The 12,473-nt window shown below is 71.8% G+C and carries 13 protein-coding genes; 5 read left to right on the top strand and 8 right to left on the bottom strand.

Annotated features, from left to right (window positions below; genetic code table 11):
* Positions 1–7 precede the first annotated feature (7 nt).
* From QI554_RS25405 to QI554_RS25395, 3 genes are read left to right on the top strand one after another with little or no spacing between them, the layout of a single operon-like run.
* Positions 8–763 (top strand): SDR family NAD(P)-dependent oxidoreductase, encoded by a 756-nt coding sequence (locus QI554_RS25405; RefSeq protein ID WP_281472654.1) that lies wholly within the window; start codon positions 8–10, stop codon positions 761–763.
* A 14-nt stretch (positions 764–777) separates the two neighbouring features.
* Entirely contained in the window at positions 778–1,749 is a 972-nt protein-coding gene (locus tag QI554_RS25400) for an aldo/keto reductase (protein ID WP_281472652.1), read from the top strand.
* 40 nt (positions 1,750–1,789) lie between these two features.
* Positions 1,790–2,671 (top strand): amidohydrolase family protein, encoded by an 882-nt coding sequence (locus tag QI554_RS25395; protein WP_281472650.1) that lies wholly within the window; start codon positions 1,790–1,792, stop codon positions 2,669–2,671.
* 3 nt (positions 2,672–2,674) lie between these two features.
* Here QI554_RS25395 and QI554_RS25390 read toward each other — a convergent pair whose 3' ends face one another.
* From QI554_RS25390 to QI554_RS25380, 3 genes are read right to left on the bottom strand one after another with little or no spacing between them, the layout of a single operon-like run.
* A complete protein-coding gene (locus tag QI554_RS25390) occupies positions 2,675–3,328 on the bottom strand; it encodes a LutC/YkgG family protein (RefSeq protein WP_281472649.1) in 654 nt (217 codons plus the stop codon).
* Positions 3,325–4,773 (bottom strand): LutB/LldF family L-lactate oxidation iron-sulfur protein, encoded by a 1,449-nt coding sequence (locus QI554_RS25385; protein WP_281472648.1) that lies wholly within the window; start codon positions 4,771–4,773, stop codon positions 3,325–3,327. The genes QI554_RS25390 and QI554_RS25385 overlap by 4 nt, the downstream gene beginning before the upstream one ends.
* A complete protein-coding gene (locus QI554_RS25380) occupies positions 4,770–5,510 on the bottom strand; it encodes a (Fe-S)-binding protein (protein WP_281472646.1) in 741 nt (246 codons plus the stop codon). The genes QI554_RS25385 and QI554_RS25380 overlap by 4 nt, the downstream gene beginning before the upstream one ends.
* A gap of 109 nt (positions 5,511–5,619) precedes the next feature.
* Here QI554_RS25380 and QI554_RS25375 point away from each other — a divergent pair, with 109 nt between their 5' ends.
* Positions 5,620–6,345 carry a FadR/GntR family transcriptional regulator gene (locus QI554_RS25375; RefSeq protein ID WP_281472644.1) on the top strand — a complete coding sequence of 242 codons (726 nt, stop codon included), beginning with the start codon at positions 5,620–5,622 and terminating at the stop codon, positions 6,343–6,345.
* A 99-nt stretch (positions 6,346–6,444) separates the two neighbouring features.
* Here QI554_RS25375 and QI554_RS25370 read toward each other — a convergent pair whose 3' ends face one another.
* Genes QI554_RS25370 through QI554_RS25360 form a run of 3 tightly spaced genes read right to left on the bottom strand, consistent with a single transcriptional unit; the run spans position 6,445 to position 9,208 of the window.
* A complete protein-coding gene (locus QI554_RS25370; RefSeq protein ID WP_281472641.1) occupies positions 6,445–7,011 on the bottom strand; it encodes a GerMN domain-containing protein in 567 nt (188 codons plus the stop codon).
* Positions 7,008–8,537, bottom strand: a complete 1,530-nt coding sequence (locus QI554_RS25365; RefSeq protein ID WP_281472639.1) for an ATP-binding protein — start codon at positions 8,535–8,537, stop codon at positions 7,008–7,010. The genes QI554_RS25370 and QI554_RS25365 overlap by 4 nt, the downstream gene beginning before the upstream one ends.
* The gene (locus QI554_RS25360) at positions 8,534–9,208 is read right to left on the bottom strand and encodes a response regulator transcription factor (RefSeq protein ID WP_281472637.1); all 675 of its coding nucleotides are present in this window, start codon (positions 9,206–9,208) and stop codon (positions 8,534–8,536) included. Before QI554_RS25360 ends, QI554_RS25365 begins: the two co-directional genes overlap by 4 nt.
* Positions 9,209–9,518: 310 nt before the next feature.
* On the opposite strand from QI554_RS25360, the gene QI554_RS25355 reads away from it, so the two are divergent.
* The gene (locus QI554_RS25355; RefSeq protein WP_425528047.1) at positions 9,519–10,271 is read left to right on the top strand and encodes a DUF3152 domain-containing protein; all 753 of its coding nucleotides are present in this window, start codon (positions 9,519–9,521) and stop codon (positions 10,269–10,271) included.
* Positions 10,272–10,625: 354 nt separating this feature from the next.
* Here the strand turns inward: QI554_RS25355 and QI554_RS25350 are convergent, their stop codons facing one another.
* Positions 10,626–10,880, bottom strand: coding sequence for a hypothetical protein (locus QI554_RS25350; protein ID WP_281472636.1), 255 nt, complete (start codon positions 10,878–10,880; stop codon positions 10,626–10,628).
* A complete protein-coding gene (locus QI554_RS25345) occupies positions 10,877–12,469 on the bottom strand; it encodes an FAD-dependent oxidoreductase (RefSeq protein WP_281472635.1) in 1,593 nt (530 codons plus the stop codon). Before QI554_RS25345 ends, QI554_RS25350 begins: the two co-directional genes overlap by 4 nt.
* Positions 12,470–12,473: the final 4 nt, after the last annotated feature.

Here is a 12,473-nt window from a genome sequence, read left to right as displayed (position 1 = left end):
ACACCAGATGACGGAACTCGCGGGGTTGCGCGTGGTGATCACCGGGGGAGCCTCCGGTATAGGACGGGCCGCGGCGGAGTTGTTGTCCGCCCGCGGTGCGCTCGTCGCCGTGCTCGACCTGGACGTCGACACCGTCCGGGATCCCCTTCTCGGCTTCACCGCGGACGTCTCCGACGACGCGTCGATACGCGCCGCGGTCGACACGGCGGCCGCCGCGATGGACGGCATCGACGTGCTGGTCAACAACGCCGGAATCGGAGCCGTCGGCACCGTCGAGGACAACACCGACGACCAGTGGCACCGGCTCTTGGACGTCAACGTCCTCGGCATCGTGCGCACCAGCCGCGCGGCCCTTCCGCACCTGCGGCGATCGGCGCACGCGGCCGTCGTCAACATGTGCTCCATCGCGGCGGTCGCCGGACTGCCGGGGCGCGCCGCGTATTCGGCCAGCAAGGGGGCGGTGTTGGCGCTGACCCGTGCGATGGCGGCCGACCACGTCCACGAGGGCATCCGCGTCAACTGCGTGAACCCCGGCACCGTCGACACCCCCTGGGTCGCCCGGCTGCTGGCCGCGTCCGCCGATCCCGCAGCCGAGCGCGCCGCGCTCGCCGCCCGCCAGCCGAACGGACGTCTTGTCACTGCCGCCGAGGTGGCCGCGGCCATCGCGTACCTCGCGGCCCCGAGCACGTCCGCGGTGACCGGTACCGCGCTCGCCGTCGACGGGGGCATGTCCGGGTTGCGCCTGCGCCCCGCTGCGAAGTGACTCCGGGAGACGCCATGCGACGCATACCCCTGGGGCGCGGCACCACCTGGGTGACGGAACTGTCCCTGGGAGCCGCGGGCCTCGGCAACCTCTTCACGGCCGTCGGCGACCTCCAGGCGCATGAAGCACTCGAAGCGGCCTGGAACTGCGGCATCCGGTCCTTCGACACCGCGCCGCACTACGGGCTGGGCCTGTCCGAGCGCCGGTTGGGGGAGGCGCTTGTCGGGCGGCCCCGCCACGCGTTCACCGTCTCGACGAAGGTCGGACGTGTCCTCGAACCCGCGTCGGGCGAGGGCGGCGACGACCTCGCCAACGGCTTCGCGGTGCCGGCCACCCATCGCCGGGTCTGGGATTTCTCCGCCGAGGGGGTGCTCCGCAGCCTCGAAAGCAGCCTGAAACGCCTCGGCCTGGACCGCGTCGACACCGTCTACCTCCACGACCCGGACGACCACGCCCGACACGCCCTGGCCGAGGCGTACCCCGCCCTCGAACGGCTGCGCGCCGAAGGCGTGGTCGACGCGATCGGCATCGGCACGAACCAGACGCCCCTGGCCACCAGGTTCGTCCGCGAGACGGACATCGACGTCGTCCTGCTCGCCGGCCGCTACAGCCTGGTCGACCGGACCGGGGCCGACGAACTCCTGCCCGAAGCCGAACGCCGGGGCGTTTCCGTCGTGGTCGGAGGTGTGTTCAACTCCGGGCTGCTCGCGGACCCCCGGCCCGGAGCCACCTTCGATTACGCGGCGGCCCCGCAGGCGTTGCTGGACCACGCCAGGCGGCTCGAGACCGCCTGCGCGGCCCATGGCGTGCCGCTCCGCGCGGCCGCCGCGCGATTCCCCCTGCGCCACCCCGCCGTCGCGGCGGTGCTCCTCGGCCTGCGCCATCCGGACGAAGTCCTCGACGCGGCACTGCAGTTCACGAGGGCGATACCCGACGGCCTGTGGGAGGACCTCGCCGCGATCGGGTCCCGCGCGTCCGTCGGCTGACGCACCGTGCCCCGCCGACCGGCTCCCTGACAGGAGGAACATGCAGGTGTCTGTGCTGGCCGAGCCGGCCGGCGGACCGGGCGTCGTGATCGACGCCCATCATCATGTGTGGGAGCTGGCCGGCGGCCGTCACGACTGGATCACCGGCAGTGCGCTGACCCCGCTCCGCCGCGACTTCACCCTGGACGACCTGCGGCCGGCCGCACGGGCCGCGGGAGTCGACGGGACGGTGGTCGTGCAGACCGTCACGGTCGCCGACGAAACCCGCGAACTCCTCGCCCTGGCGGAGAAGGACGACCTGGTCCGCGGCGTGGTGGGCTGGACGGACCTCACCGCCCCCGACATCGCCGACGCCCTCGCCGAGCTGCGAAGCGGGCCCGGCGGGGGCTTCCTGGTGGGCATCCGCCATCAGGTCCAGCACGAGAGCGACGACGGCTGGCTGCTGCGGCCTGAGGTCCGGCGGGGGCTGACGGCGGTGGGCGAGGCCGGCCTGGCGTACGACCTGCTGGTCCAGGAGCATCAGCTGCCCGCAGCGTTCGCTGCGGCGGAACTGCACCCGGAGGTGACCTTCGTCCTCGACCACCTCGGCAATCCGCCGATCGCCTCGGGAACGTCGTCGTCCTGGGCGGGCCACCTGCGGGAGCTTGCGCGACTTCCGAACACCGTCTGCAAGCTCTCGGGCATGGTCACCGCGGCGCACTGGGACGACTGGACCGTCGCGGGCCTGAAGCCGTACGTGGACACGGCGTTGGACGCCTTCGGCCCGAACCGGCTGATGACGGGATCGGACTGGCCGATCTGCACACTGGCGGCCGACTACGCGACGGTGACGGAAACGCACCGGGAGCTCCTGAACGGACTCGGTCCCGACGACCGGGCGGCGGTGCTCGGCGGCACCGCCGCCGCGGTGTACCGGATGTGAGAGTCACCTGCCCGGCGTCGGCCGAACCAGCAGAACCTCCAGGGTGCGCGGGCCGTGTACGCCCTCGACGCGGTCGAGTTCGATGTCGCTGGTGGCCGACGGGCCACTGATCCAGGTCAGGGGGCGCCGGGCGTCGAGGCGGGGGAAGGCCTCCGGAACGGACGCGACCACGTCCTCCGCGTGCACGACGCACAGGTGGTAGTCGGGGACCAGCGTGAGCGCACGGCGGCCCTGGCCCGGCCCGGCGTCCAGGACGATCGTGCCGGTCTCGGCGATCGCCACCGCGCAGCCGGTGACCGTGCCGTCCGCGGCGTCGAGCCGGTCGACGGTCAGGGGAGTCGTGTCGTCGAGGAGTTCGATGCCGTCGGTCTCGGCGATCCACGCGACGGGGGTGCCGGGCGGGACGATCACGCTTTTGCAGCCCCGGCGGCGCAGGGCCTCGGCCAGCGCGCCCGCGAGTTCGTCCGGCGCCACCTCGTGGACGACAGCGCGGTAGTCGCGGAGGTGTTCGACCAGGAGCGGCAGGACCGCGTCGCGCGCGACACGGGCCCGCGGCGGGGAGGCCTCCGAGGGGCGCGGCCCGTCGACGGCCTCGTCGGCCGGCACGTCCACGAGGGCGGCGCGGATGCGGGCCAGGACGGCGTCACGTGAACTCACGGGTTGCTCCTCGGGGTTGTGGGGCGGCCGCGCTCGGCGGCCCACCAGTCGCGGAACGACTGCTCGGGAGGGACGGGCAGGTCGCGTGTGTCGGTCCAGGCCGCCCCCGGGCCGGGGAGTCGTCGCGGGACGATGCGCCGCGCCCGTCCCGCCACGCGTTGCACCCGGGCCAGCCTCGCCGGATCGGCGAAGATCCATCCGGCGGCCTTCATCGCGGCACGCTCCGCGCGGTGGCCCCCGCCTTCCACGACCTGCTCGCGCAGGTGCACCAGCACCTCGGGGATGTCGATGGCGACCGGGCAGACCTCGTAGCACGCGCCGCACAGGGTCGAGGCGTAGGGCAGTGACGCGTCCAACTCGCTTGTGGTGCCGCGCAGTTGCGGGGTCAGGATGGCGCCGATCGGGCCCGGGTAGACGGATCCGTACGCGTGGCCGCCCGCCCGCTCGTACACGGGGCAGACGTTGAGGCACGCCGAACATCGAATGCACCGCAGTGTCTGACGGCCCACCTCGTCGGCGAGCACGCGGCTGCGGCCGTTGTCGAGCAGGACGAGATGGAAGTTCCGCGGGCCGTCGCTGGGCGCCACACCCGTCCACATCGAGGTGTACGGGTTCATCCGCTCACCCGTCGACGAGCGCGGCAGCAACTGGAGGAAGACCGCCAGGTCCTGCCACGTCGGGACGACCTTCTCGATGCCGACCACCGATATCAGCGTCTCCGGCAGCGTCAGGCACATCCGCCCGTTGCCCTCGGACTCGACGACCACGAGCGTGCCGGTTTCGGCGACCATGAAGTTCGCGCCGGAGACCGCGACTTGGGCGGTGAGGAACCGCTTTCGCAAGTGCCGCCGCGCGGCCTCCGCGAGTACGCGCGGCTCGTCGGTCAGGTCGTCGGGCGCGGGCTCGCCCCATGCTGCCATCTCGCGCAGGAAGATCTCGCGGATCTCGCTGCGGTTGCGGTGGATGGCCGGGACCAGGATGTGCGACGGGCGGTCGTCGCCGAGCTGCACGATCAGTTCGGCGAGGTCGGTCTCGTACGCCCGGATCCCCTCCGCCTCCAGGGCCTCGTTGAGCCCGATCTCCTGCGTCGCCATGGACTTGACCTTGACGACGTCGTGCCCGCCGGTGGCGCGCACGAGTTCGGTGACGATGCGGTTCGCCTCGTCCGCGTCGGCGGCCCAGTGCACGTGGCCGCCCGCGGCGGTCACCGCTTCCTCGAGCCGCACGAGGTAGTGGTCGAGGTGGCGGAGCGTGTGGTCCTTGACGGCCTTGCCGGCGGCCCGCAACTCCTCCCAGTCGTCCAGTTCGCCGACCACCGCCGCGCGCTTGCTCCGGATCGTGTGCGTCGCCTTGCGGAGGTTGTGCCGCAGCTGCGCGTTGCCCACGGCCTCGCGTGCGGCCCCGGGGAAGGCGGGCAGGCCCAGGAAGGCGCTTCCGTTGCTCATGCGGGGAACTCCTCTGTCGAGGCGAGGATTTCGGCGAGGTGCAGGGTGCGCACTCCGCTGCGCTGGCGGCCCATCGTGCCGCCCAGGTGCATCAGGCACGAGTTGTCGGCGGCGCACAGCACCTCGGCCCCGGTGCCTACGGCGTGCCGCACTTTGTCCGCGCACATGGCCGCGGAGACGTCCGGGTTCTTCAGCGCGAACGTACCGCCGAAGCCGCAGCACTCCTCGGCGCCGGGCAGGTCGCGGAGTTCGAGGCCGCGTACGTTGCGCAGCAGCGTCGTCGGGCGGTCGCCGAGATTCATCAGCCGCAGCGAGTGGCACGACGGGTGGTACGTCACGGTGTGCGGGAAGTACGCGCCGACGTCGGTGACGCCGAGGACGTCCACGAGGAACTCGCTGAGGTCGTACACCTGGGGGACGACGGCCGCGACCGCCTCCGGCAAGGTCGGGTCCGCGGCGCGGGCCGCGGCCTTGGGGTGGTTGTCGCGCACCATCGCCCCGCACGAGCCCGACGCGGTCACCACGGCGTCGTAGCCCGCGAACGTGTCCGCGAAGCGGCGGACCAGGGGCTCGATCTGCTTCCCGTACCCGGTGTTCCAGTGCATCTGGCCGCAGCAGGACTGCTCGGCGGGGAAGTCGACCTCGCAGCCGAGCCGCTCCAGGAGGCGCACGACCGCCTGCCCGGTCCGTGGATAGAGCGTGTCGTTGACACACGTGATGAACAAGCCGACGCGCACCGGACCTCCTCACGAGCGAATGAATGGTCAGACCATACATGGGTCTGGCCATGCTCGGCCATGCCATGCTGTGGTTCGACCGATCCGTCCGCCCGCAGGAGACCGCGACGTGAGCAGCACCCCGACCGACGGCCCCGACTGGCGGCCGGTCCGCCGCGTGCGCGCGCACGAGGAGGTCCTGGCCCGCATCGAGGAGCAGATCGCCGCCGGGCGCCTCAAGGCGGGCGACCGCCTGCCCGGCGAGCGGCAGCTCGCCGAGTCCCTGGGGGTGAGCCGGGCATCGGTGCGCGAGGCACTGCGCGTCCTGGAGGCCATGGGCGTCCTCGTCTCCACCACCGGCCGCGGCCCCGACGCGGGCGCGGTCCTCACCGCCCGCCCGGCCGACGCCCTCGCCGACGTGCTGCGCCTGCAGCTCGGTCTCGCGGCCTTCTCGCTCCACGACATCGTCGAGACCCGCCGCGTCATCGAGACGTGGGCGGCCCGCTCGGCGGCCGCACAGGCGACCCCCGAGGACGTGGAGCGCCTGCGCGACGCCGTCTCCCGCATGGCCGGGCCCGACCTCACACCGGACCGGTTCAACCAGGCCGACGCCGACTTCCACCTCGCCCTCGCTGAGGCGTCCGGCAACACCCTGATCGCCACGCTCATGCACGGCCTGCGCGACGCCGTCGGCCGCCACGCCGTCGAAGCGGTGGAACGCCTCGGCTGGCCCGAGTCGGCCGAACTCCTGCGCACGGACCACCACCGCATCGTCGAGGCCGTCGCGGCCGGACGCGCTGACAAGGCGGCCCAAGCCGTCGACGAGCACCTGCGGCGCTCCTACCCCGACCTCTGACGTGCCCACCTGTTGGCATGAAGTCAGCGCGTGTCGGCGATGGCCTCGCCGCTCGAAGCGCTTGTGGCGCGCAATACGACGGGTTGCGTCCGCCGAAGATCACGGAGTTGCGGCGTCCGGTGGGCAAGTTTGTGGTTCCATCCGCCAGCCCGGTGCGGAGACCGTCACGGGCACCGGCGGCGGCTGTGCAGGCGCCGGTTGCGGCCCCGCGGTCGGGACGGGTACTGCCATGCCGCGTTTGACCGCGTCGGAGACGGTACAGACGAGTTGCTGGATGGCCAGTTCGCTCGGCTGCGGAACCGCCGTCGGGATGTCGACGCGGGTGACCCGGCTTCCGGGTGTCACGCGCGCGGAGACCAGGGCCTTGGGGAGCGCGGTCACCAGGCCCTTCTCCCGGTCCTGCGGCGAGGGTCCCGCCAGCAAGAGGTCCAGCGCCGCCTGCGGACCGCCGCCGTCGGGCGTCGAGCGCGACACCGGTACCAGACGCCGGTCGCGGATCAGGTAGACGTACACCACGCCAGGGTGCCCCGCCTCGGCGGGTGCCAGGATGCCGGTGCCGGGGACTCCCGCGTCGACCGGCCCGGTCGGGGGAATGCCGCAGCCGGTGACGACGGTGCAAAGGAGCGCGGCCGCGGTGGCGCTCGCGAGTCGGGCCGGGGCGGTCATTCCGGGTCCTGCCGGGCGTGGTGCGCGCGCTGCGGGAGTTCGACGGTGAACTCGGCGCCGCCGTCCGGCCGGTTCGCGGCGTGGATGCGCCCGCCGTGGAGCAGGACGTTCTCGCGCGTGATCGCCATGCCCAGGCCGCTGCCCTCCGAACGGGTGCGGGCGGCGTCGGCTTTGTAGAAGCGTTCGAATACCCGGTCGAGCCGGTCGGCGGCGATGCCGGGGCCCCGGTCGTGTACGCGCAGCAGGATCCAGGTGCCGTCGGCGCCGTTTTCGAGGGTCAGACGGATTCCGATCGGTGGTGCGCCGTGCCGCAGGGCGTTCTGGACCAGGTTCGCGACCACGACGTCGAAGCGTCGTGGGTCGGCCTCGACACGGATGCCGACGGGGAGTTCGAGTGTCATCGCGTTCTGCCAACCGCGGTGGTCCAAGCATCTGCGGACGGCTTCCGCGATGTCGAACTCGTCCAAGTGCAGGGTGGCGGCACCCGCGTCGAAGCGGCAGATCTCCATGAGGTCGTCGACCAGGCGGGTGAGTTTGCCGGTCTCGGTGGATATGAGGCGCAGCGCGGAGGCCGTGTCCGCGTCCACGTGCCCGGCGGCGGCGTCCTCGTCGAGCAGGTCGGTGACGGCGGCCATGGCCGCGAGCGGGGTGCGCAGTTCGTGTGAGACGTCGGCGGCGAACCCGCGGGCACGGGCCTCCATCGTTCGAAGCTGGGCCACGTTCTGTTCCAATGCTGCCGCGGTGTGGTTGAAGTCTCTTGCCAGGTCGGCGAGTTCGCTTGCACCTTTGGCTTTCAGCCGGGTGTCGAGGCGGCCTCGGGCCAGTCGGCGGGTCGCGTCTTGGAGCGCTCGGACGGGGCGCAGCACGCCGGCGGCGGCGAGGAAGGCCGGAATCAGCGCGAAGAGCACGGCCGGAACCGCGCCACGGCGTGCGGCCTTGACGAGTGACGCCTCGTCCTGTGCTTCGGCTCGCATCGGGGCGAGCAGGTACACCTGTACACCGGAGGGCCCCTGGTTGACGAAGGTGATCGGGACGCCGACCGCCAGCCAGACCTCGCCGCCGTGGCGGAATCGCTGGAACACCGTCGCGGTGCGTTGGGTGACGGCTGCGCGCAGCGGCGGGGGGATGTCGATGCCGCCCGTTCTCATGCCGCTTTCGGCGCGCAGATCGCGGTAGACGACGATGACGATGGAGCCGCGTGCGCGGCCTTGCTTGTCGATGTCCCGGGCGACCGAATCCAGCGCGGCCTGGTCGGGCGGGAACGGAATCGAGGGGGCGATCGCGTCGACACCGGTACGCAGATCGCCGACGATGCGGTCCTGACTGCGCTGGAGCAGCCCGGCGCGCGCCTCGCGGTAGGTCAGCGCGGCGGTGACCAGTGAGGCGAACGCGGCCACGAGCACGAACGCGGCCACCAGGCGCAGACGCAGTCCTCCCAGTCGGCGAAGACGCGCGGCGGCGCCGCGGGGCGCCGCCGACGTCGAGTCCGCCGACGCTTCCGAGGCCGTCGCGGTCGGGCCGGTCACAACGGGCCGAAACGGTAGCCGAAGCCGCGCACGGTCTGGATGTAGCGCGCGGACCGGGCCTGCTCCTCGATTTTCAGCCGCAGCCGTTTGACGCACGCATCGACCAGACGCGTGTCACCCAGGTAAGGATGGCCCCACACCGTCTCCAGCAGCTGTCCGCGGCTGAAGACCCGGCCGGGAGCTGCGGAGAGTTCGAGCAGCAGCCGGAGCTCGGACGGTGCGAGGGCGATCGGCCGGCCGTCCCGGGCGACCGTGAGTGCGGCGCGGTCGAGCACGAGGTCGCCGTGTGTTTCGGCGCGTCCGCCCGACCCGGCGGCGCGCCGCAGGACTGCCTTGATCCGGGCCGCCAGGACGCGGACCTGGGCGGGTTTGACCACGTAGTCGTCGGCGCCGGCTTCCAGGCCGAGGACGATGTCCGCATCGTGGTCGCGTGCGGTGAGCATGATGATCGGCAGCGTCCCGGCGGCGCGTATTCGGCGGCACACCTCGAAGCCGTCGATGCCGGGCAGCATGAGGTCCAGCACCACCAGCTCCGGGGGGAACGCGTCCACGCCGGCGAGGCCGTCCTCCCCGCACGGCGCAACGTCCACCTCGTATCCCTGCCGTCGCAGGCCCAGGGCCAACCCCTCGGCCACGGCGGGGTCGTCTTCGATCAGCAGCACACGGACCATCGGATCAGTATCGGCCAGCCCGAAGTAACAAAAGCGGGCAAAAGCGTTTGCTGGCAGGGCTGTTACAAGACGGTCTCGTAGCGATCCCGACGCGGTCATGCCATCCCGGGATGGTCGGCCCATGCCCCATGTCAAGAACCGCGGAGTCGAGACAGCCGCACGCCTCGGCGCCTCGGGCGCTCCTCCCGGCCGGACTTCGTCACGGTTGTCACGGTCTGCTCCTCGGTGGCCCTCGGGTCGCGGGGCGGCTGGTGGTAGGCAACCGGACCGCCGCCAACGGCGGGGGCGTTCACGCCGACGGGCGTGGCTGGTGGCCGCTGCCGTGCTGGGCATCGTCGTCGCCCTGGCGCTGCCGCGCCTGAAGCGGGGCGACGCACCCGACGGCTCCGGCCCGCCGGCGGCCGCGCAGAGCGCGTACACGGACTCCGACAGCGGCCCCGCGCCTGAGCCGCCGGATCACCCCGCGTCCCCGCCCACCCCGCCCACTGCAGACCCGGGCCCGGCATCCGGCAGCGGAGTGTTCGTGACCGCGGACGCGACCGGGAAGGCCGTGGGCTCCGGCAAGATCCGGCGCTACAAGGTCGAGGTCGAGGACGGCACGGGAGTGCCCGCCGATCAGGCCGCCCAGCAGATAGCGGCCGTCCTCGCCGATCCGCGCGGCTGGACGGCCGACGGCCACGACGGCTTCCAACTCGTGTCCTCAGGCGCGTACGACTTCGAGGTGAAGATCGCGACCCCGGCGACCGTGGACAGGATCTGCGGCGCCGCGGGACTGCACACCCGGGGGGAGGTGAACTGCGACGTGGGAAACCAGGTGATCGTCAACCTCAAACGCTGGAACACCGGTTCGCCGCAGTTCCCCGGACCGGTGGAGGAGTATCGCGCGCTGATCATCAACCACGAGGTCGGCCATCGAATCGGCCACGGCCACGAAGGCTGCCCCGGACCGGGCAAACCGGCGCCCGCGATGATGCAGCAGATAGACGGCCTGCACGGCTGCCTCGCCAACGCATGGCCCTACGACGCCCAGGGGCACTACCTCGGCGGTCCACATGTGCCATAACCCAGGCTGGGGGCTACCCGGAGGGCGGAGGTGTCTCGTGCGCTCAGGGGTTCTCGTGCACGCCGGCGTCGGCGGGACCGATGATCGGCCGAGCGCGCGCGGATGGTGAGCGCGTCGTCGGCTCGGCTGACCCGGACCGTGATGGGTGTGCCCGCCCACTCCGTCGACGAGCACCTGCGGCGCTCCTACCCCGACCTCTGACGCGCAGCTGCCGGCCGGAAACTCGGCGCGGCGCGCCCACAACCGCCACGACCGATCAAAAGCGCGTTCTCGGTCGTGACTCGCCTTCCGTCTTCCCGCACCGGGCTCACCGACAGCAGTCGGACCGACGAGCACGCTGACTCGTCGTCGGGTCTAGCGCCGGGTGATCTTTGCCGGTGACGTCGAGAGACCGGGCTCTCCGCCGACGGTGGCGGGTGCCTTGCCCGGCGGCATCGGGGGAGCGGTGACCAGGATGCTGATATAGAAGCCCATGACCACCGCGGTCACGACCAGGATGACAAGCCATCGCAGATGGAGCCGGGCAGGCAGACTGAGCAACCGCGACACAGGCCCGGTGGTGAAGACCCGTGCGGAGCGGCGTCTGCGGTTGTGGACGGCATGGCTCATCGGCGCTTCCTCCTTCCCGCGCCACTGGAAAGGGGGCGGGCTCCCCCTATCTGGTCGCGGTACGCGAGAAGTTCGAGCGGCATGTCGAACGCGACGCAACCGACGATCTGCGGGCCGTACGGGGTTTGCCGGGTGTATCGCGCGATGAACCGCTCCGAACGCAGGGTCCCTTCCACGATCTCGACCTCGGTACCCAGGGCCGGCATGCCCACGGCCTGGATCCGCACGCCGTGCTGCTCGGACCAGAAGCGTGGGACCGGCGCGAAGCGGGCGGCGCGTTGCGGGCCGCGCAGCAGCGAGTCCGCGGCGTGCTGGCCCATCTCGACGGCGTGGATGAGGTGTTCGACCCTGCGCGGCTGCGTGTCGAACCGCGGATTGGGCCAGCGGGCGACGTCACCTGCGGCCACCACGTGCGGAACCGTCCGCCCCGCTAGGTCGACCACGTGGCCCGTGGGCCCGCACAGCACGCCGTCGGAGATCTCCAACCCGCTGCCGCGCAGCCATTCGGTCCGTGGCTCGCCGCCCAGACCGAGCACCACGAAGTCGCAGTCGAGGACGGCGCCGTCGTCGAGAAACAACCGCAGGACGTCGCCGTAGTCCCGCCAGTCGGTGATCTTCGTGTCGAGCCTCACGTCTACGCCGGCCCGGCGTTGGACATCTCCTACGACGGCCCCCACCTGGCGGCCCAGGACCCGTCGCAGCAACGGCGCGCTGTGGACCACGAGCGTGACATCCATGCCGTGCTCTCTTGCGGTACAGGCAAGTTCGCATCCGACGAACCCGCCGCCGATGATCACCACGTGGCGGACCCGCGCCTCGTGCATCGCCTGCCGGATCGACGCCGCGTCACGCAGGGTCCGGACAGTGCGTATTCGTTCGCTGACCACAGGGGTTTCGGGAAAGCGTTTGGCGTCCACTCCGGTCGCGACGACGAGTCCGTCGAAGGCCAGCAGCTCTCCGCCGCGCAGTTCCACCCTCGATCTGCGAAGGTCGAGGGAGATCATTCGGGTGTCAAGCAGCCAGTGGGCGTCCAGGTCCTTGTCCGCGGTGAACGTGAGCTGCTCCGCGCGCAACGCGCCCGACAAGTACTGCTTGGACAGCGGGGGTCGGCTGTAGGGGTGCAGGGATTCCTCGCCGACGACGACGAGTTCACCGTCGAATCCCCGTTCCCTCAGTCTGATTCCCGCACTGAGGCCGGCCAGGCCGCCGCCTGCGATGACGATGCGCTTGCGGTCGGTCCTGGCCACCGCACCGCGACGCATCGTGTGCGCAGCCGGAGGCCGTGGGCCGCGCTCGGTGCTGATCGTGATGGCCTGCATCGGGCAACATCGCGCCGCCTGGCGCGCCTTGGCCGCGAACGTCGCCGGCACTCTCCGTGTGTAGTGCAGCGAACCGCCCGTGGAGATCCGGAAGACCTCGGGCGCCTCCTGTTGGCAGATGCCGTAGATGTGGCAGCGGTTGTTGTCGACGCCGATCCGTACAGGGGCCGCCTCCGGAATGAGGGCGGGGCGCGGAAGATCGAAAGACTCCGCCGGCACCGCCGGCGGGAGGAACGTCGGTGCGTTGCCGCCGAGTCGAGGTGACGGCACGGAC

The organism is Yinghuangia seranimata (assembly GCF_029953285.1).
Taxonomy (GTDB): domain Bacteria; phylum Actinomycetota; class Actinomycetes; order Streptomycetales; family Streptomycetaceae; genus Yinghuangia; species Yinghuangia seranimata.
The sequence above is the reverse complement of the archived record's forward strand: the minus strand, read 5'-3'. Positions and strand labels throughout refer to the sequence as shown.